Below are 19,865 nucleotides of genomic sequence, written 5' to 3'. Positions count from 1 at the left end.
ATTAATTATTATTTATATTTATTAAATAATTTAATAATAACGGTTATTATTAAATACTTCTCAATTTATTATTCATAGCATTCAATAAAAAAAAATTTAAATAAATTCTTCTTACCCGTTTATAATAAGTACTTTAAGAATGATAACTCCACAAAATCTATTTCTTACATAAAGTAATAGTATGACAATAAATATGAATATAAAATTTGTTAAACTAATTCTACTGTTATAAATTTGGTTCAGTATTTGACAATCATTAACGTTTAATCAATATCAATGAAAAAATATATCATCGCAGCGGCTCTTATGATAGGAACCGGAGCATTTATCAATACAACAATGCAGTCTTGTACGACTCTCGCTACGTCTGATCTTGGATTATCGATTATTAAAAGACTTCTTTTAAACGGAATCGATAAAGGAGTTAATGTATACAGCAACAGAGATGCTTTTCTGCAGAACAATATGGTGGATAAAGCTCTTCCGAAGCAGCTTAGAGACATCAACTCAATGCTGGAAAAAATCGCTCCTTCTCTGGTTGCAAAAGAAAGAGCTTATATTGCCGATGCGGCAGTTTACACCGTAAACATCTCAAAACCAATCCTTGTGAATGCCGTTAACAGCCTGAATGCAAATGATGTTACAAGAATTATTCAGGGAGAAAAGGGAACGGCAACTTTAATTCTGAAAGAAAAAACCTCTCAGCAGCTTATTGCCGCAATTACTCCGAAAGTGGAAGAACAGCTTAATCAATACGGCATTGTGAAAAGCATCAACACCGCTTTATCAGGCAGCAATTTATTGGGCAGTCTTTTAGGAGGCAATAAAACTTCTGTAAATTCGGGAGGATTGAGCCAACTGGCTTCCGAACAGCTTGTGAACGGAATCTTCAACATCATCGAAGATTATGAGATCCAAAACTCCAAGTCGCTTCTGGGACCGCTTGGAAAATAGAAAAATTTTAATTATATTTATGTAGATTTTTAAAAAGCAGATGGATATATTACAAGGAAATCAACACGCAAGTCCCGAAGATTTTTACAATTCTTTGAGGGAGAAACTGGAAGGTCACCACGATTTTCCGGAAGATTATTTATTTAAATTTATTATTCCGACAGATCAGGCAAAACTTACGGAGATTTATAAAGTTTTCGACGGGATCAAATTTACACTGGGAAACCGCGAAAGTAAAAACGGAAAATACACAGCCTGCAATATCAACGCATTCGTTTTGGATGCAGATCAGGTTGTCAATATTTATCAGGAAGTCGCAAAAATAGAAGGTGTCATCCTATTATAAAAACGAAAAAGTCAGCTTTACGGCTGACTTTTTTAGTTTAAATTATCAATGAATTTATTTATTTCTCAATAAAATACTTTACGTTTTCAATCGGTCTTCCGAGCATTGCTACCGAACCTTTAATGATGATGGGTCTTTGGATCAGGGACGGATTTTCAGCCAGAACTTTGATCCATTCTTCTTCAGATAAATTTTTGTCTGCGAAATTTTCCAGATACAATTTATCGGTTTTTCTGATGATGTGAAAAACACTCTGATTCAGCTTTTTTAAAACAGTTTTAATTTCCAGCTCACTCAACGGATCTTCAACGATGTTGATGATCTCAAACGGAACTCCGTTTTCGTCGAGGTATTCTAAAACCGCATTCGATTTTGAACAATTTCCATTATGTAAAACCTTCACCAACATGATTATTTATATTTAAAAATTAACTGTTTTAGCAAATTTAGAAAGAAATAAAACGATTACTGCTTTAATGTATAATAAAAGTTTGTTAAAACAAACCGTTTAGTTCCGCTTCGATTTTCTCTAAAATAAATCCGAAATCTTCAGGCTTTTCGACGAAATCCAGATCATCCACTTCAATAATCAAAAGTTTGCCTTCCGTATAATTGGAGATCCATTTTTCGTATTTCTGATTCAGTTTTGAAAGATATTCGATGCTGATGGATGCTTCATATTCTCTTCCTCTTTTGTAAATTTTCTTTACCAGATTCGGAACGTCAGATTTAAGGTAAATTAATAAATCCGGCGCAGAAACGAAAGATTTCATCAGATTGAAAACAGATTCGTAGTTTTTAAAATCACGGTCTGAAAGAAGATTCATATCGTTCAGGTTTTCTGCAAAAATGTGTGCATCTTCATAAATCGTACGATCCTGAATAATATTTTTCCCGCTCTCTCTGATCTCTTTCACCTGCCTGAATCTGCTTCCTAAAAAATAGATCTGAAGCGCGAAACTCCACTTGCTCATATCTGCGTAAAAATCCTCCAGATAAGGATTATGATCTACATCTTCAAACTGGGCATCCCAACCGTAATGCTTAGAAAGCATTGTGGTTAACGTGGTTTTTCCTGCTCCAATATTTCCTGTAACTGCAATGTGCATATTTTCCTTAGTATATTTTTTTAAATTTTATAAAGATCTAAATTCCGGCAGCCTGAATTTCCGAAGTATCCTCAATAAGTCTCTGGAGAGAGCTTTCCGCGGGATTTTTACTTTCAATTTCCTGAGTTTTCTTTTCAAGTTTTCCTTCAGCACTGTTTGGTTCTGCTGTTTTCTCAGCCGATTTTTCTACATCCTGCTCTGTTGCTTTCTGCTTGGGATCAGGCTCCGTTTGTGGTTTGGCTTCTTTGTTATTTTCCAGGTTGTAAAGATAAAGTTTGTTGGCTTTTATTTCAAAATAAGACAGCGTATTTTTATCCACAATCTGCGCATCCGGATCTTCAAAGATCTTCACTATTTCTTTTTCCGGAATGTACTTTAAAATAGAATTATTGGTGATCACCAGTATAAATTCATTCTCCCGTCTGAAACGTTTTCCGTTTTCCAAAGGGGCTTCAAACAGCTTTTCAAACTTTAAAGAATAAACGCGGATGTATTTTCTTGTTAAAACATACACTTTATTTTCGTACACCAGAAGATCCATTAAATCGTCAATACTCGCATCGAAAGGATAAGAATTGATGGTCGTTTCATTTCTGAAATTGTACTGGATCAGACGTTTTGTACTGTCGTCCAGAAGCCACAGCTGCTGTAGGTCTTCCGCATACGCCATTTTGATAAAACCGAATTTCTGTTTAAAATCGACCTTTTGGATTTCGTTCAGATTCTGGTCTACAAATTTCATTTCCTGAGCATTCTCAGAAAACAAAGGCACACTTAGCGGGTTTTGTACCGTCTGTACTTTATAAGGAACCGTAAGCATCATTTTCCCGATCTGCCTCCCTAAAGAATCGTACTTGGTAAAGCTGAAATCTTTGTTTTTATAGATGTACAGGTTTCCGTAATCGTCGGCAAGCATATCTTTTGCTTCCTTCAGTTTCAGCGTGTCTAAAGGAAGGGCTTTCTGCGCGGATAACGAACAGAAAACCAATGCAAATATGAAGGATAATAATTTCAAATTCTTTTACTAAGATAGCGCTCCGAAAAGGAACGCTACCAATTTACTGCTTTTATTTATTTCAACAGAAATTGCGGTTCATTTTAACTTATTTAATCGCAACTTCATAGATTTTCGACCAGTTTTTACCCGTCACCAACATATGATCTCCTTTGAAGGCGATTCCGTTAAGAACATGCTCACTGTTGTTTTGGGTATATGCTCCGGTAATTTTTGTAAAATCAAATTTCCCTACGGTTTCTCCGGTTTGAGGATTGATCTTTAAAATATAAGGCTGATGCCAGATATTGGCATAAATAAATCCGTTGTGATATTCCAGCTCGTTGATTTGATTGTAAATTTCTTTATTTCCACCCACAGAAATGGTTTTCACCACTTTGGAAGGATTATTTACATCCAGAAAATACAGTTTATTCGAACCGGTGTCTGCAATAAGATTTTTCCCGTCATACGTTAATCCCCAACCTTCCCCGAATTCATTCGGCAAAGGAAATTCTGAGATTTTCTTTAACGTATTTTTATCGTAAACAAATCCGATTTTATTTTGATAGGTCAACTGATAAATTTTATCTCCGGCAATGGCGATTCCTTCGGAGAAAATATCGGCGGGCTGTTTTTCAGTCTGCGCCGGAGTTGTACTTCCCAAAGTATATTTTATTAATTGTGAAGCTTTTTCCAGTCCGTCACTTTCATAAATCGTATTTCCTTCCATAAGAAAACCTTCCACAAAATTGTTCGGATCATGAGGATATTCTGCTACAATTTCAAAAGGAATATTGGCTTCAGGATTTTTGGTAAAAACGTTGATGGTGGCATCCTGATTTAAAATCTCTCCGCCCTTCGTTTTAATATTGAAGGTCACCTCATTATCGCCATACGCAAAAAACTTCGGATCAATGGTTAAATCTGAGGTTTCCTTATCTCCGAAACTTATGGAAATACTTTCTGCATTTTCCGTAACTTCCTGCGGAAGATTCAGCTTATCACCAAAATGATATCCCTTCTCCTCCATCGCATTGTTATAATCCGCTAAAGAATCAAGGATTTTTTTATCGTTTTTACAGGACATCAGCAGCAAAGCTGCTGCAAAACCTGCGATCAGGCTTTTCTTCACTTTAAGTTTTTTATTTTCATTACCAAGAAACAGAAGACATCAAAATTTATTTGATCGCTACTTCATAAATTTTAGACCAGTTTTTACCGGTTACCAACATATTATCTCCTTTAAAAGCAATTCCGTTCAATACGTCGTCGCTTCCTTTGGTATTTTGCTTGGCAATTTCTGTAAAATCAAAAGTTCCTACCACTTCTCCGTTCGCAGGATTAATTTTCAGAATGATCGGTTTCTGCCAAACATTGGCGTAAATAAATCCGTTATGGAATTCCAGCTCATTCAACTGATCGTAAGCCTGAGAACTTCCCGCAACGGCAATGTATTTTACCATTTTTGAAGGATTGTTCGGATCTAGGAAATACAATAATTTACTTCCATCTGAAGCAATCAGGTTTTTTCCGTCGTACGTTAATCCCCAACCTTCACCCAAAACATTCGGATAAGCAAATTCCTTCAATAATTTTAAAGAACTTTTATCATAAATGTATCCTTTTTTGCTCTGCCATGTTAACTGATAGACTTTATCGCCAACAATCGTGCTTCCTTCAGAAAAGTCTTCCTGTGGCTGTTTGGTTGAAGCCAAAGGCGTTGTAGTTCCTAACGTATATTTTAAAATCTGCGAAGAACCGTTCTGTCCGTCGCTTTCATAAATCGTGTTGCCTTCGATCTGGAAACCCTGCACGAAATTTTTCGGATCGTGAGGATATTCGGCGATGATTTCATAATTGATTTTCTGCTCAGGATTTTTGGCAAAAACATTAATGGTCGCGTCCTGCGTTAATGTTTCGCCACCTTTTGTTTTGATATTAAAAGTAACAGCATTGTCGCCTAATGTAAAGAATTTAGGATCTATTGTAAGACCGGATGTTTCTTTATCTCCAAAACTGATCGAAATGGTTTCTGCATCTTCGGTTACCTCTTTCGGCAAATCCAGTTTATCTCCGAAATGGTATCCTTTTTCCATCATCGAGTTGTTGTAATCTGCCAAAGAATCGAGTACTTTTTTATCATCTTTACATGAAGCCAACAACAAAATCGCTGCAAAACCTGCTATTATATTTTTTTTCATTGATTTCTAAAATAATTTCCCCAAAATTAGCAAAATTTATTCCTCTGAACTAATTTCATGAAGATCTTGACCAAATTGTAATATGTAACCGTTGTTATCATAGATCGCAAATTCCCTCATTTCCCAATCGAACGTTTCTATTTCGTAGCAGATTTTCGTTTTGTCTTTCAGTTCATCCCATAATTCATCTGCATTTTCTATGTTAAAATAAAACGAACCTGTAAACCCTATTCCGTTGAATTTCTCATGCTGATTCGGTTTAGTGACCATGATCTCTACCTCATCTTTCTGCAAAGAAGCCCATTGCCAGTCGTCGTTTCTTTCCTGTAATGTAAAACCAAGAATCTGCGTATAAAAGACGATTGTTTCATCGAATTGTTCCGTCCATAAAACAGGACGAAGGGAATTGAATTTTGCCATCATTTATATTTTAATTCACGAATTGAGATCAGTTTTCCAGATAGGGTTTCAAACTTTCCTTCAAAATTCCGTTCCAGCCCTCAGTAAAAGATTCTCTTGAAAAATGTTCGCCCAGATCGTTAAAATGATCAATATCCTCGTGAATAAGCTTTATTAAAGTTCCGTTTTCATCGGGTTTCAATTCCCAGGTTACGGTTGTTTTTTTATCGGAAAATTCGGGATAAGCCCAGGAATATTTCAGTTTTTCATTGGGAACAATTTCTAAAATTTCTCCCTGATGATGATACTTTTTCTCTTCCCCCGGTTCATAAAAGTTGAATATTTTGCCAGTTTGCAGTTCAAAATCAAAAATATCGAAATACCACGACTGCATTTCAGTTTTATCGGTTAATGCTCTCCAGACTTTATAAACCGGAGCATTTATTTTCTGCTCTACAATAATTGGATGACTCATATTTCTGTTTTTTTATTGATTGAATGCAAAAATGATGAAAGAAAGTAAGACTATTTGTTATTTATAATAACCTCAGAGGTTTATAGTATTTAAACTTTCTGAAATTATTTTTTTAACAAGCTTTCGATAAGTTTACTTTGATTTTCTATTATTTTTGCCATTTGCTCCTGATTTTCTAAAATTTTAGTAATCAATTCAGGTGAATCATAACTAATTGTATTATTTGTTGATTCAATAACAAAAATAGGACTATTCGAATTGCTTTCAAACGTTGAATTTGAAAAATCTATACTTGGCATTTGTTCCTGAATCAAATCAAAGAAATCCACTTCAAAAATTTCTGCAATTTTCTGAAGGTTTTGCAAAGTGGGTTTAGCTTGTCCTGTTTCCCATTTATTATAAGCAGGCTGGGAAATATCAAGCTGATGTGCGATATCCATTTGCGACCAGCCTTTCTGTTCTCTTAGCTTTCGAAGCTTTGTTTCTAAACTCATACATTCAAGATTTAAATGCTAAAGTAATGTTTTTTAAAATTATAACCAACGGTTATCGATTTTATAACTGTCGGTTGTTGTACAGAAAGGGAAAAGATTATATCTTGGCAACGTGATTTAAAAACAATCACTTTTTTAAAAATATTTATTAACTTTAAAAATTCAATTACATGAAAAAGAAAATTTTGATTGGTGCTTTAGCTTTAGCATCTGTGTTTACATTAGCGTCTGCAACGGATGGAAACGGTTCATCCTCCGAAACGGAAAGAAGATTTTGGGGAAGCCAAATTGTAGGAGTCCAAACTTGTGTTCAAAGTGGTCATGCAATAGATGGAAGCCCAACTTATACCGTTACGTATGAAGTTGAATATTATATATTATGGATAGGAGTGCAAACAACAACTCAAACTCAAACTGGTATGCCACATTGTGAGATACCTACTGGCTGTACTTCTTGTTAATTAAATAAAGTTGAATTGAAAAAAAAAGAAATTATAACTATGTTAGGAAAAGGAATTTTATCCTTTTCCTTACTTTTCTATATTACATATTTCAAGGCTCAAACAATTATCCGATTTTCGGACGGTAAAACTGTAGAATCAATTGTAATAAAAAATGATAAAAAAAATGAGTTTCTTACTTCATCGGATCTAAAAAATTTTCAGTTTAAAGAAGGGACTCAGATTTTATATAATAATAAAGTCGTTGATTTTGCAGTAAATAACGACACACTTGTTGTTTTTGACAAAGTAAAAGAGATTGAAGAAGTAGAAATTTTAAACTTTAATAATAAAACAGAAAAAACTGTAAAAAAGACAAATCAGCAAAACGTTTTTTATGCTCTAAACTCTAATTATCAGATGGGGACTTCTATACAGATTAATACCGAAGATAAAGTTACATATGTAAAATCAATATCAGTTTTTCCTGTGATGAAGAATAAAGAAGTCTTAGAGTCTGGGAAGATGAAGATAGAAATTTTACCAAATATTAATGGTGATCCTGATGAAAAAAATCCCATCTTATCATTTGATGAAGATGTGAAAAAGATAAAAACAGGAACTTGGCTTATAACATTTCCAAGAATAATAAAATACCCTAAGAATGGTTTTTTTATCGTTTTTCATTTTCAATACAATAAAAATAATGTTTTTGCTTTAAGTTTTAAGACAACAAAAGAATCAAATGTATATTACTATAATCCCACATATTATGGAGGATGGAAAAAAGATGAATCACAAGGTATTTTATATAAACTTAAAATCCTACAATAATTAAAACACGGTTGCTTTTTACTATTATTTTATTCTCTTTGGTTTTTTACAAAACTCAAACAATCTTCAGATTTTCTGATGGTAAACAAATTGATTCTGTATTTATTGCAAATTCCTCACATAAAGTTTTACTCAATAAAAATAATTTTCAAAAGTATCAGTATAAATCTAATTATAAAATATTGTATGAAAACAAGATATATGATTTTACCTTAGAAAAAGACAGTATGATCTTATTTGATAAGATTCAGGAAATTGAAGCTGTTAATATTGTAAATAATAGTAGAGAAGAAATATCTGTAAAGAATAAAAAGAAGTCGAGGTATGTTTGCTCTATATTTTCTAATATAAAGAAAGCTGTTTTTATTCCAAAGCATTTTAACAAAAAATCCTATTTGAAATCCATAACCGTTTTCCCAAGAAAAATATTATTAGAAAATGGTATATTAGAAATATTCATTTATGAAAATAAAAACGGTTTTCCTAAAGATGATACTGAACTTTTAAAGTTTGAAAAAAATATTAGTGATATAGAGACTGGATCTTTTGAAATTGTATTACCAAAGGCGATTGTATATCCTGAAAACGGATTTTTTATTCTTTTTTACATACGAGATAAAGAAATTACTTTGGCTAAAAAGGTTATAAATTTGAATTGTAATTCGGAAACTAAAGAATTTATGAGGTCAGATTATACCCAAAAATGGACTCTCATCAATTTCCCTTCACTTCAATATAAACTTAAAATCCTGCAATAATTAAACACGGTTCCTTTTTTTAATATATTCAAAAGAAAAAAATCCCAACCCGCGTCAGAATTTTTAATATTTTTTTTATAATCCAGCCATTTCAAAGAATTTAGATAATTTAATGTTTTGGGCTTCACATATTCTCATAACAGTAATTAAACTTATTTGATATTTTTCGTCTTCCCGGATTCTTCTTACAGTTTTTTCATCAATGTTGTTTTCATTAGCAAATTGACTGTTGTTGTTCATAGGAATAACCCACTTATCCCTTATAAACTCAACGATCTTTCTATTTGCTGTTTCCATGAAAACAAATAAAAGCGTTATTCTGTAAAATAATTCGGATTGAAATCCGAATCGCAATAACTTTATATTCCATTTGCAAAATAGTTTAGATCTGGCTAACCAAAAAACAATAAAAACACAAAATAGTATTCGTATGAAAAAGATAATTATAGACTTTGAATCTCGTTTTTGGTGCGGTGAAAAGAAACATTCTCCACTTCCGCTCATGGAAGTATTTTTCCAGTTTCATGATCTGGTAACTGCCAAAGAACGACTCAATCTCATCATGCAATACGCAGCAAAGCCCAAAAGCGGATTCTGGAAGAACCTTCCGTTATCTTTTATTTTCATCAGTCGCTCCGGTCGTTTATTCGGGCAGGATATTGCCTTAGAAGCAAAAGCGAAAAATGGTTAATTCATCCGCTTTCGGAAGACAAAAATCCGATGTTGCAAGGATCGTTGTCGATAAAAGAATATCACAATCCTGTAAAAGTTTTCCGGAAAGCTTTTAAAAAATATCGTGTTGAGGAATTCGAAGAGTTTCTCTCGGAAATCGTATATTTCTCTCTAGGAACTTTCAATAGTGCACCAGAGCGCAATTTGGCAGATCCGTATTTGCACCTCATCAAAATGCTGGATGCAACATGGCTGATTCTGGAACGCGAAAACAATAAAAAGCTGTTAGAATCAAATTAAAACATGAGTAAATTTATTGTTTCAAGTTGTCTGATACTTAATAATTTCTGCTTTTTTATCAAAATCAAACATTTCCAGATGATATTCATGAAGAATTTCAACATCACCTCCAGTAGAATCATCAACTTTACTGTCGTCCGCCAAATAAATTTTACCGTCATCAAAGACGATATCATAGAAAGGATCACCCAGATCATCCGGATTTGAAAAAGGTACAAGCGTTTTTATCCTGTATTGTTCTGAAAATATTTTAGCTAAATATAATTCTCTCTCTTTTTCATGAACTTTGGGAGTTCTGTAAATGGATATTCTGAAATTAAATTCCCTGCTGCCAAATCCATCATCGGTGTTGAAAAAAATATGAGCCGGATTATCAATATCTAGTTTTTCAGGAGAATTTCCCGTGAAATCATCATGAAAAACCTGTAACTCCGTAAAAACTTCTGAAATTGTTTTTAAAATTTCATCGTTATTTAGTATTTTATTCAGATAAATTTCTTCCATCCAAAATTTAATATTTACAACACAATATTATTCTTAGGAACAATGGCAGGAGGAAGATTGGTTTCGTCCAGCATGTCTCTCATGTCAATTTCAATGGTTCGGCTGATCTGCGTGATCGGAACATCATTTGCGCTTCCCTCAAAAGGATTTACGGAAGCCTCTCCCACATTATCCAGCGTATGAAAACACCACGTTACCAAAAGCGAGAAAGGAATATTGAACCATATTGTAAAACCTTCAAAAGAAGTTCCTTCTCCTAATTTATCAAATTCTTTCAGAAGTCCGAAAGGTACGAAGATGATAAACAGCAACAAAAGATAGGTGGTTATAGACGAAAAATTTCTCGGATAAGGAAAGTTTTTAATTCTTTCCGCTTTTCCCTGACTGTCTGTAAATTTCACCAATTGCTGATTGATCTGCGTCCACTGAAAATCATTAATTTCGCCATTTGCATACGCTTCAGACAGTTCTTTACTCTGAAATGCCATTAATTGTGTCGCTCTGTTCTTTTTGCTTAAAATATACTTCAGTTCATCATCCAAAAGATAGTTTTTCAGTTCATCATCCAGCTTTGAAATTCTTTCTGAAATCTCATAATTTTTGGCATATTCGTCAAACTGAGGGGTATTGACATTTTCCCAGACTCTCGGCTCACGAAGCTGAAAACGAAGAGCGGTAAGCCATGCATAATGACGCTCGAACATTGTTTTTACTTTCTCAGGATTTTTCCCGCGCAAAGAATCTCTTAGAATATATCCGAAACTGCGGCTGTCGTTAATAATGGCTCCATAAATTTGCCTTGCTTCCCAAAGACGGCTGTAACTTGCATTGTTTTTGAATCCTACGATGAATGCCACTGCTGTTCCCATGATGGCAATCGGCTGCCAAGGAAAGGAAATAAACTTCCATCCTAAAAAATACATCGTGGTAGGAATTGCCGACAAAACGGCTAAAATAATGATGCTTCTCTTGGTCCAGAGTATAAATTCTATGGCTCCAAATCTTTTTCCTGCGTGCATAAGTGTTTTATTTTTAGTTTAAATTTTTAAAATGAATTCAATATAATGAAATGACGGATTTAAATTTAGTATTTATTTTTAATTTTTTGTAAACGGAATGTTGTTGTAAAATCCGATCTGGATTTGTCCGCGGTTTCTGTTTTCCTGAATCTGGTTCATATATCCCGCTTCAATTCTCATATTTTTATTAATGACATATCCTAAAGCGCCGTAGACTCTGTTTCTGTCGAAAACAGGACTGTCGAAATGAAGAAAAATTTCATTGTAAGCCGATGCATAGAATGTTTTGGGCAACATTTCCTTGTTATTGATCGGAATATTAAATCCTAAAAAATAGCGGAACCTCATCCTGAAATCATCTTCCAGAAATCGTTCTTCCAGACGATAACGATGCTGAATATTAAAACGTCCGAATTTCTGCTTTGTAATGTACTGCTGAAAAATCCTGTGCTCTATATTTTCTGTTTTTTCTCCTTTCACGTAAGGCTGACTTAGAATAAAACCGTATCCCAACAAAACATTGTTATTGTTTTCGGTAAGATCGTAGCCGATTCCGGTACGGATTAACAGTTGTTCCAGATCTCCTATTCCGTCGAAATTTCTGTACTGGATTTCGTTGTGAAAGTTCAGTTTTTTACTGATTTTATTGTTTCCGAAATACATATACCACGCTCCCAAATCGCTTTTCTGAGCCTGTGAAAAAGTTGCTCCCAACGTAAAAATTCCCAAAACAGCCTTTTTTAAAATATTCCTCATACAGTTATATTACTATTATCTATCGTTTTCAACAAATTTAATATTTTAAATCAATAATAACAAACTGCATATTTTATGCTGCCTTAACTTTTTATTTAACCGCAAAAGTCACAAAAGATGACTAAACTTTTATTTAAAGTTGATCATTATGAATGATTATGTTGGTTTATGAATAGAAGATAAAAAAACTGACAAAAATTCGTCAGTTTTAAGGTTCTACTACCATTCTAAGGATGCTGCTGCATTTTTGCAGGATCGTCATAATTTACCATCCAGTTGATCCCGAATTGATCGGCAAACATTCCGAAGTAAGCTCCCCAAAATGTATCGGACATGGGCATGGTAACCTTTCCGCCTTCGGAAAGTCCCGCGAATAATTTGTCTGCTTCTTCTCTGGATTCTGCATTAATGGAAATTGAAAAGTTATTTCCCATCACCAGATGAGCAGCGTGATCGCAACCTGCATCACTTCCCATTAAAATCGTTTCTTTAGAAATCGGAAGCGAAACGTGCATAATCTTGTCTCTGTCTTCTTCTTTTGTTTCCTGACCTTCCATTGGAGGCATCTCCCCGAATGTTCCGATATAAGGATATTCTCCGCCGAAAACAGATTTGTAAAAATCGAATGCTTGTCTGCAATTTCCGTTAAATGTTAGGTAAACGTTTACTGTTGCCATAGATGTGTCTTTTTTTATAGTTTAGTTTTAATTTTTAACTTGTCTAAGCTTTTTTACCACAAAAGATTTTGACACTTTAGTTTTTTAAGTTTAATAGTTAAACGGAAAAAAGAGCACGTAAGTTAAAAAATCAAAGATTTTTTCTCTTTGTAGACTTTTGAAATACTTTAAATCCAATAAAGTCTTTTGTCTCTTTTACAGTTAAATTTAAAATGAGTTTAAACAAACTTTTTAAATAATAATTCCGTTTGAACTTTTTATCACATAAGAGTTTAAAATGATTTTCAAACCTGATAAAAAGAACAATTTAGTTATTAAAAAACCTTTGATTCTGCTCTTTTGTGATGGTATTAAAAAGAATGAAACTTTATCTGTGCTGATCGATCAGGATCATATTTCCGTCGGGATCTTTCAGGTAAATATGTTCAGGACCGGAAGTGTTTTCATCGGCTTCCTTCTGTAGTTCCAGACCTTGCTCTTTTAATCTTTTCTGAATTTCGCGAACATCGTCGAAAGAATCAAGATTCTGTGCATTCTGATCCCATCCCGGATTGAAAGTAAGCATATTCCCATCGAACATTGCCTGAAAAAGACCAATGATATGGTCGCCGTTTTTCATGATAAGATAGTTATGATCGATATTTCCCGCCATCTGGCTGAAACCTAATTTTTCGTAAAAATCTTTAGACTTCTGAAGATCTTTTACGCTGAGACTGATTGAAAAAGCACCTAAATTCATACTTGTTTATTGTTTAATGCCAATTTGTATCCTGCCAAAACCAATCCCCATACTGCAATTCCCAAAACCCAGAACCAGAAAGGAGTCGGAAGCATCACCATATTGTAAATGGTAAAAAAAGTGAAAATAACTCCACAGATGATTGCAGAAGTCGGTTTTCCGTTGTTGGCAACTTTAGTGGAAATAAATCCTGCAAGCAAAGCTCCCAAAGCGTAACCGAGAATCACGATAAATTTTCCCATGAACGGTAAATTTTCCACATACGCTCTGAAACCTTCCAGATCATCCGGTCTTAAACCCGCCGGAAAAGGATACAGCGCATGAGCGAGTCTTTCCATCAGCCAGACTCCGATGGATCCGGCGATCATTCCTGCGATTACCGCTAAAATTCTTCTTAACATGATGATTACTGATTATTAATTCTTGTTTTAAAATCAAGCGTTCCGTCGTAGCTCTTCCAGTCGCCGATCAGTTCGATGTACTGGGATTCCACTTTTTCAGCATCTTTATTCCATTTAAAAGTATAGATGAATTTACCTTTCAGAATTCCGGAATGTTTTCCTTTGTTTTCTTCCGCCAGTTCGTATTCCCCGAAAACGGTTCCTCTTTTTTTGGCATCCTTATATTTGGTAATGATGAATTTTCCTTCGAATTTAGCATAGGTTTTATCAACCAAAGTGTAGCCTGAAACGAAATATTCCTGATCGTTTTTTTTATTCTGCTCGGAAATGTTGATTTTCAGCTTAATCTGCTGATTTTTGTTTCCGATGGTTCCTGTGTACGCTTTGCTGTTATTCAGCCAGACATTGGATATATCGGGCATCTGTGCAAAGATGAAATTGGAAAGAAGCACAAAAAGTAATAAAAGTTTTTTCATATTGTTTTATGTTTTTTTTAAACGCCGAATTGTGCAAGATGATGATTCAAATGTTTTGCAAACATATTGTTCCATTCCTGAGCTTTCAGCTTCCCGAAAGAAAAAGATTCTTTCCCGTCAAAAGCAGAAGCTCCCAATTGCTGTGTTTTCTGGATAAAGCCAATCAGTCTTTTTTTCTCTTCTTCGAAATTTTTATGATCTGCGATGATGAACTGAGGCGCAGTAGGTCCGTTTTGTGTATAGGCTTTTTCACCCACAACTTTAGGTTTTACAAAAGATTTTAGGATAAATTTTGCAATTGCACCCGGCTTTTTATGCTTTTCCGGTTCGTAAACCATTTCGTAAGACACATTACAATGCGCCAACATCTGATCTACAGACATTTTACCCCACAAACCTTTGGTTTCCGGCGTAAGATTATTAATCCTATCAATGTAATTCTGAGCATCTTTTGCATCAAAAACGTTTTCCATAGCTTTTTTAATTGTTAAAAAACAAATATATCAGTTTTTTCCGATCCTTTTTTCATCATTTAACAAAAAGAATACAACCCATTATAAATCAAATTATTAATCGAATAAATTTAAGCTTAGGATAATGGGTTTTGATCAGATTTTTTTTATAATTTAAAAATTCAAAAACTGATATTCAGAATTTGTGATAATAAATGTTTAGAGAAACCGTTAACCAAAATAAAACTATAATCTTGAAAAATTCTGTTACCTTTTTATTACTTTTCATTTGTTCTTTTTACCATGCACAGGAAATGGAAATATGCAAATGTGATCTTTTAAAAAAATCCGAAGACAGTATTAACGCTTTTTACGCAAAACATAAGTTTAAGACGATTTCCAAAAAAGAAGCTTTGAAGCCCAAGTATGATTACATTTCAGTTAAATATTTAAAAAATTATTCAAAATCGCAGGATATTGTCGATTCTTTGGAGCTTAAAATCAGTAATGAGATAAGCAAAATCGTTCCTGATACGGCTTATGTTTCTTATAAAATTCGGGACTCTATTGAAAGACTTGAATATTCAAAAAAATTTGGAGATATTCCGAAACCCGTAATTATCAAGACAGGTAAACTCCATGGTGCTATAGCTGTCTTATATCAGACCCGTAATATTTATCATCCAAAATATTATCTTAGAATTTCTTATGATGAAGGGAAAAGCTGGAAAAACTATTATACTGGCTTGGAGAAAAGTGCTAATTATTTATTCAAAACAAATTCTAAGTATCCTTTATGGAAAAATAAAAACAGCATACAGATTGAAGCAGATATTGTGAGAATGATTAAAGAACCTTTGTTTCCATCAAGTCCCCTTCCGACATATGAAACAATTAAAAACAACGCTTTAATAACTTTAAATTTAAAGGAAATTATTAAAGATTCTGATGATGATGGCATTAACGATCTTGAAGAAAAATTTGTCTATTTTACGAATCCTTTATCAGCAGACACAGATAAAGACGGCATTATGGATTTTGACGACGAAAACCCCCGATATAAAAGCCTTAACAACGATTTTACAAAGCTCGTAGAAATATTAAGATTCGGAGATTATCCATTACTGACAAATAATTCTACAGTACGAATGGATGAATTTATCACCGATTTAAAAACAGTTCACGATGATATACAAACTCAGATAGAAAAGCAGAAATCTGAATTTAAACCACGAGAAAAAAGTTTATTGGATTTATTAGAATTTAAAGTTATTGTTACAAATGATGAAAACATCAGGCGGATGGATACCTATGGAGAGAAAACCATATTTCTGACTTCTAAGGAGTATTCTAATTATTTAAAATATAATTATGGTATTAATTATTGCAATTACAGCAAAATTTTCAAATGTGATGATAAAAAAGATACATACATTTTAACTTTTGACAGCTTAATAATTGGAGAAACCTATATTTTTATCAAAATTCCTGAAGGTTGGATTGTGAGAATCGGAAATAGATGGCAAGCCTAAATAAAAATTCCCCGCCAACAGCAGAGAATTCATATTTAAATTAACTTAAATTATCTCTGAACAGCTTTCTTCATCGCATCAGGACGAAGAACTCTGTAGCGTACTTCCATATCTTTAGGAACGTAGAAAACCAATGGCAGTTTGCTGTTGTATCTTACTGTTTCCGGCTGGATGTAAACAAATTTTTTCGCCAGTTTCTGATCCGGGCAAGCCATTAAAGTTCCTCCGGTTTCTCCTTTGGATTCTACTTCGTAATAATTGTAGCCCCATCCCTGAAGATCCTGCGTATTGATCTTTCCGATTAAAAAGTGTTTGTTGCAGTCGAGCATTTTTTCTGTTCCTACAAAAAATTCCACTTTAAGGTCATTTTCATTTTTAGCAACCGGAAGCTGTACATAAACCTGCTTAAAACCTTCTTTCGCTTTTGGGAACATTTCGATCTGTAACTTCTCGAATTTTTCTGTTTTCTTTTGTGCAAATGCATTCACTGCTGCAAAGAGCATTAATCCTGAAATAATTGTCTTTGAAAATTTCATAAGTCTTGTATTTATTTTATAAGTTCATTCAGGACAAAAACCGTTCCAAATTAAACAATTGTTTAACTTTAATATTATCTTAAGTTTAGAACAATAGATTCATTTAGTTTAACGAAAATACTTACACTAAATTTACATTTTTTATTAAAATAATACATTTATCTTATTTTTATCACAAAATATTGAATAAACATTATTTAATTTTCATATCTTCATCGCAAATAAAAATTAATAACTGTAAAAACACGTTTCTGCATCATATTCTGATTGATGGTTGCGGCTTAAGCAAAAGAAAATTATTTTCATTATCCGTTTTCTTACGGGAAACAATGCTTAAGCGAAATCAGTTCTTCTATCAGAGGATGTATCTGCTTTATAAGAAAACGCCGTTTTGGCTAATAACAAAAAAATATGAAAATCTACACTTTTTTACTTTTTACATTGTTTTCAGGTCATCTTTTTTCTCAGAATAATTTTGAGTATGAAAGAACATGGGGAACTTACTTCGGAGCAAACGGCGGTACGCCTGAAGGTATCTTTGCAAACAAAGGAATTCTTTTTGACTCTCAAAGAAATATGCATATGAGAGGACATGTATCAAATACGTTCAGTTACGGAGCTTCCTATTTTAATCAGTTTTTAATAGGTGGTGGCAACCCATATAATAGTCAGCAACAGGGATACAATTTATTTGAGGCTAAAATTTCGTCTATGGGAGTACTTTCGTATTATGGATATCACAATTCTCTCAACAACTTTCTTCTGGAAAATATCGACAGCCAGGATAACAAATATTATATTCTCCATTCTACAGCACCTGCCATTCTGCCAACAGCGGGAGTTTACCTTACTAATGATCCTCAACCATCTTCCACGATGAAAACTATTCTGGTAAAATATTCTCCTTCAGGAACACTTCTATGGGCAAGTTATTTACCAACCTCTAATCGCGCCATAAATATCGAATTTGATGAAGCCGATAACCTGTATATTTCCGGCAGAACAACCATAAACAACAATGTATCTACAGCTGGTGTACTGCAGGAAAACTTTGATCTGGTATTAAGCTCTTCCGGAGATCCGACTCCAAATGATTACTTGCTGAAACTCTCTCCCAGCGGACAAAGAATCTGGGGAACCTACACGCCTTTCGGTATAGGACCTGCCATGAAATATTACAATGGTTCTCTGTATATCATTTCCGGTAAAAACATCAACCCTGCACTGAATACGACCGCTACTCCCGGAGCATATCAAACTTCTGTTACAGCAAGCTCTATTACCAAAATGAATGCTACGAACGGAACAAGAGAATGGGGTACTTATTACGGTCCTTCAGAATCGGTGAACTATTTTTCTCTCGCGGACATTGCGGTAAACGAAACCGGGATCTATATCACCGGAACAGACTACAATTATGATAATGCAAGCTTCTTCGGAACACCTACAAGCTATAAACAGTATGTAACAGGAGGTTCGGATATTTTTCTTTCAAAATTCTCTTTATCCGGCGATCGGGAATGGAGTACCTACTTTGGATCTTCGGCGGAAGATATGAATGAATTTGATAAAGTAATTGCCGTAAACGGAAATGATATTTACATTACCGGTAATACAATTGGTTCAGGAAGCAATATTGCCACAACGGGAAGTTATCAGTCAGCACCGCAACAGAATAATTCAAATTCCGTTAACTTATATTTCGCAAAATTCAACTCTTCAGGAAACCTTGTATGGAGTTCTTATTATGGAGGCACTTCAGATTTTCCTACCTTCGTTGTACCGATTAATGTAGCTTTCAAGGATAATTCGCTGTACTTATTCGGAAGCACAAATTCCAATACCGGATACAGCACGGAAGGTTCATGGATGCCCGTACGAAATCCTGCCAATACCATCGGTTTAACATCATTTATCGCAAGATTTGACAATAAAAGTCTGAGTACTTCTGAAAATGCAGCGTTGTCTGACCTCGTTCTGTTTGATAATCCTAATAATGGAAATTTCTCTCTTCGCGGAAAAGATCTTACCAAAGCAGAATGCAGTATAAAAATTTATGATATGGCGGGAAGAATGATTACGGCACAAAAACTCAGCAATGCATATTCCCAACATTTTAACATGCAGAATATCCTGAAAAAAGGAAATTATATTATTGAAATTTCTGCTTCACGCCAATCCTTAAAAACATTTAAAATGACTGTACGCTAAACAGTTGTTTTATATAAGAGGTTTTAAAATAAGAACACCGCAAATCCGTGGATTTGCGGTGTTCTTTTTATTTAATTGCTATTAATCTCTACGACATCACCTTTCGTATGCGCATTCATCTGCGGTGCGTAATAATTCTGGATTGTGGTAATTCCGTTTGAGAATATTCCGGATGCATTGGCAACGTAATCGTATTCGAAAACATATTTTCCTTTCGGCATTTGTTCAATATAGAAATTCGTGGAAGCATCTTTGGTTGACTGATAATAGCCCAAACCATTTTTCCACTGATACCCCGAAAGGACATCCAAAGGTTCAAATCCTGCTGCTCTCATGTCTTTGATGTGGATGAATTCCATCGGTCGGTCGGTATTTAAAATCATTCGTACCGTCACTTTATCGCCCACTTTTAACGGAGTTTCCGGAGTGATTTTCTGTAATTCTTCCCCGTTCACGGTTTTTATTTTTCTGTACAGTTCTTTGGTGATGGACAGATAATTCTCGGAAGATTTTATCTTATCCAGATCTTCGTAATACTGCCAGAACAAACCTCCCTGAACAATTCCTGCTCCCGGTTTTGTTA

General features: G+C 34.1%; 28 protein-coding genes. 9 read left to right on the top strand and 19 right to left on the bottom strand.

Going from position 1 to position 19,865, the window contains the following annotated elements:
* Window positions 1-276 precede the first annotated feature (276 nt).
* Window positions 277-954, top strand: coding sequence for a DUF4197 family protein (locus BW951_RS15380; RefSeq protein WP_076394469.1), 678 nt, complete (start codon window positions 277-279; stop codon window positions 952-954).
* 40 nt (window positions 955-994) lie between these two features.
* Window positions 995-1,300, top strand: coding sequence for a DUF493 family protein (locus BW951_RS15375; RefSeq protein WP_076394467.1), 306 nt, complete (start codon window positions 995-997; stop codon window positions 1,298-1,300).
* A 58-nt stretch (window positions 1,301-1,358) separates the two neighbouring features.
* Here BW951_RS15375 and BW951_RS15370 read toward each other — a convergent pair whose 3' ends face one another.
* The 8 genes from BW951_RS15370 to BW951_RS15335 form a co-directional block, all read right to left on the bottom strand.
* Window positions 1,359-1,709, bottom strand: a complete 351-nt coding sequence (locus BW951_RS15370) for an ArsC/Spx/MgsR family protein (protein ID WP_076394465.1) — start codon at window positions 1,707-1,709, stop codon at window positions 1,359-1,361.
* A gap of 85 nt (window positions 1,710-1,794) precedes the next feature.
* On the bottom strand, window positions 1,795-2,409 hold the full coding sequence (locus tag BW951_RS15365) for a deoxynucleoside kinase (protein ID WP_076394463.1): 615 nt from the start codon (window positions 2,407-2,409) through the stop codon (window positions 1,795-1,797).
* Window positions 2,410-2,446: 37 nt separating this feature from the next.
* Entirely contained in the window at window positions 2,447-3,424 is a 978-nt protein-coding gene (locus BW951_RS15360; RefSeq protein WP_076394461.1) for a hypothetical protein, read from the bottom strand.
* Between the two features lie 88 nt (window positions 3,425-3,512).
* Window positions 3,513-4,538, bottom strand: a complete 1,026-nt coding sequence (locus tag BW951_RS15355) for a glutaminyl-peptide cyclotransferase (RefSeq protein WP_076394459.1) — start codon at window positions 4,536-4,538, stop codon at window positions 3,513-3,515.
* Between the two features lie 46 nt (window positions 4,539-4,584).
* On the bottom strand, window positions 4,585-5,607 hold the full coding sequence (locus BW951_RS15350) for a glutaminyl-peptide cyclotransferase (RefSeq protein WP_076394457.1): 1,023 nt from the start codon (window positions 5,605-5,607) through the stop codon (window positions 4,585-4,587).
* 36 nt (window positions 5,608-5,643) lie between these two features.
* The gene (locus BW951_RS15345; protein WP_338076391.1) at window positions 5,644-6,027 is read right to left on the bottom strand and encodes a VOC family protein; all 384 of its coding nucleotides are present in this window, start codon (window positions 6,025-6,027) and stop codon (window positions 5,644-5,646) included.
* Between the two features lie 28 nt (window positions 6,028-6,055).
* Window positions 6,056-6,481 (bottom strand): SRPBCC family protein, encoded by a 426-nt coding sequence (locus tag BW951_RS15340; protein WP_076394454.1) that lies wholly within the window; start codon window positions 6,479-6,481, stop codon window positions 6,056-6,058.
* 104 nt (window positions 6,482-6,585) lie between these two features.
* Window positions 6,586-6,975, bottom strand: a complete 390-nt coding sequence (locus BW951_RS15335) for a helix-turn-helix domain-containing protein (RefSeq protein WP_076394452.1) — start codon at window positions 6,973-6,975, stop codon at window positions 6,586-6,588.
* Window positions 6,976-7,145: 170 nt separating this feature from the next.
* Between BW951_RS15335 and BW951_RS15330 the strand changes: the two genes are divergently transcribed.
* The 3 genes from BW951_RS15330 to BW951_RS15320 are packed head-to-tail and all read left to right on the top strand — an operon-like array spanning window position 7,146 to window position 9,007.
* Entirely contained in the window at window positions 7,146-7,436 is a 291-nt protein-coding gene (locus BW951_RS15330; protein ID WP_076394450.1) for a hypothetical protein, read from the top strand.
* 15 nt (window positions 7,437-7,451) lie between these two features.
* On the top strand, window positions 7,452-8,249 hold the full coding sequence (locus tag BW951_RS15325) for a hypothetical protein (protein ID WP_139326177.1): 798 nt from the start codon (window positions 7,452-7,454) through the stop codon (window positions 8,247-8,249).
* Between the two features lie 11 nt (window positions 8,250-8,260).
* Window positions 8,261-9,007, top strand: a complete 747-nt coding sequence (locus BW951_RS15320) for a hypothetical protein (RefSeq protein WP_139326176.1) — start codon at window positions 8,261-8,263, stop codon at window positions 9,005-9,007.
* Window positions 9,008-9,082: 75 nt separating this feature from the next.
* Here the strand turns inward: BW951_RS15320 and BW951_RS15315 are convergent, their stop codons facing one another.
* On the bottom strand, window positions 9,083-9,304 hold the full coding sequence (locus BW951_RS15315; RefSeq protein WP_076394701.1) for a helix-turn-helix domain-containing protein: 222 nt from the start codon (window positions 9,302-9,304) through the stop codon (window positions 9,083-9,085).
* 133 nt (window positions 9,305-9,437) lie between these two features.
* Here BW951_RS15315 and BW951_RS15310 point away from each other — a divergent pair, with 133 nt between their 5' ends.
* The gene (locus BW951_RS15310) at window positions 9,438-9,698 is read left to right on the top strand and encodes a hypothetical protein (protein ID WP_139326175.1); all 261 of its coding nucleotides are present in this window, start codon (window positions 9,438-9,440) and stop codon (window positions 9,696-9,698) included.
* Between the two features lie 29 nt (window positions 9,699-9,727).
* On the top strand, window positions 9,728-9,979 hold the full coding sequence (locus tag BW951_RS15305; RefSeq protein ID WP_076394443.1) for a hypothetical protein: 252 nt from the start codon (window positions 9,728-9,730) through the stop codon (window positions 9,977-9,979).
* A 21-nt stretch (window positions 9,980-10,000) separates the two neighbouring features.
* Here the strand turns inward: BW951_RS15305 and BW951_RS15300 are convergent, their stop codons facing one another.
* From BW951_RS15300 to BW951_RS15265, 8 genes are all read right to left on the bottom strand, one after another.
* Window positions 10,001-10,483: a hypothetical protein gene (locus BW951_RS15300; RefSeq protein WP_076394441.1), complete on the bottom strand. Its 483-nt coding sequence runs from the start codon at window positions 10,481-10,483 to the stop codon at window positions 10,001-10,003.
* 14 nt (window positions 10,484-10,497) lie between these two features.
* Window positions 10,498-11,502 (bottom strand): bestrophin family protein, encoded by a 1,005-nt coding sequence (locus BW951_RS15295; RefSeq protein ID WP_076394439.1) that lies wholly within the window; start codon window positions 11,500-11,502, stop codon window positions 10,498-10,500.
* A 78-nt stretch (window positions 11,503-11,580) separates the two neighbouring features.
* The gene (locus tag BW951_RS15290) at window positions 11,581-12,258 is read right to left on the bottom strand and encodes a DUF2490 domain-containing protein (protein WP_076394437.1); all 678 of its coding nucleotides are present in this window, start codon (window positions 12,256-12,258) and stop codon (window positions 11,581-11,583) included.
* A 227-nt stretch (window positions 12,259-12,485) separates the two neighbouring features.
* Complete coding sequence (locus BW951_RS15285) at window positions 12,486-12,935, bottom strand: VOC family protein (RefSeq protein WP_076394435.1); 450 nt, start codon at window positions 12,933-12,935, stop codon at window positions 12,486-12,488.
* Window positions 12,936-13,302: 367 nt separating this feature from the next.
* Entirely contained in the window at window positions 13,303-13,674 is a 372-nt protein-coding gene (locus BW951_RS15280; protein ID WP_076394433.1) for a VOC family protein, read from the bottom strand.
* Window positions 13,671-14,075, bottom strand: a complete 405-nt coding sequence (locus BW951_RS15275; protein WP_076394431.1) for a hypothetical protein — start codon at window positions 14,073-14,075, stop codon at window positions 13,671-13,673. The genes BW951_RS15280 and BW951_RS15275 overlap by 4 nt, the downstream gene beginning before the upstream one ends.
* A gap of 5 nt (window positions 14,076-14,080) precedes the next feature.
* Window positions 14,081-14,551, bottom strand: coding sequence for a hypothetical protein (locus BW951_RS15270; protein WP_076394429.1), 471 nt, complete (start codon window positions 14,549-14,551; stop codon window positions 14,081-14,083).
* Between the two features lie 17 nt (window positions 14,552-14,568).
* Complete coding sequence (locus tag BW951_RS15265) at window positions 14,569-15,024, bottom strand: DUF1569 domain-containing protein (protein ID WP_076394427.1); 456 nt, start codon at window positions 15,022-15,024, stop codon at window positions 14,569-14,571.
* Between the two features lie 233 nt (window positions 15,025-15,257).
* On the opposite strand from BW951_RS15265, the gene BW951_RS15260 reads away from it, so the two are divergent.
* A complete protein-coding gene (locus tag BW951_RS15260; protein ID WP_175608831.1) occupies window positions 15,258-16,535 on the top strand; it encodes a hypothetical protein in 1,278 nt (425 codons plus the stop codon).
* 50 nt (window positions 16,536-16,585) lie between these two features.
* On the opposite strand, the gene eco is transcribed toward BW951_RS15260, so the two are convergent.
* Complete coding sequence (eco, locus tag BW951_RS15255; RefSeq protein WP_076394423.1) at window positions 16,586-17,071, bottom strand: serine protease inhibitor ecotin; 486 nt, start codon at window positions 17,069-17,071, stop codon at window positions 16,586-16,588.
* Between the two features lie 411 nt (window positions 17,072-17,482).
* Here eco and BW951_RS15250 point away from each other — a divergent pair, with 411 nt between their 5' ends.
* The gene (locus BW951_RS15250; RefSeq protein WP_076394421.1) at window positions 17,483-19,282 is read left to right on the top strand and encodes a T9SS type A sorting domain-containing protein; all 1,800 of its coding nucleotides are present in this window, start codon (window positions 17,483-17,485) and stop codon (window positions 19,280-19,282) included.
* A 71-nt stretch (window positions 19,283-19,353) separates the two neighbouring features.
* On the opposite strand, the gene BW951_RS15245 is transcribed toward BW951_RS15250, so the two are convergent.
* Window positions 19,354-19,865: alpha-2-macroglobulin family protein (locus tag BW951_RS15245; RefSeq protein ID WP_139326173.1), on the bottom strand; the 512-nt coding region annotated here is incomplete at its 5' end.

This window comes from Chryseobacterium gambrini (assembly GCF_900156825.1).
In the GTDB taxonomy this organism is placed as follows: domain Bacteria; phylum Bacteroidota; class Bacteroidia; order Flavobacteriales; family Weeksellaceae; genus Chryseobacterium; species Chryseobacterium gambrini.
Note: the sequence above shows the minus strand (reverse complement) of the source record. Positions and strands in the feature narration are given on the sequence as shown.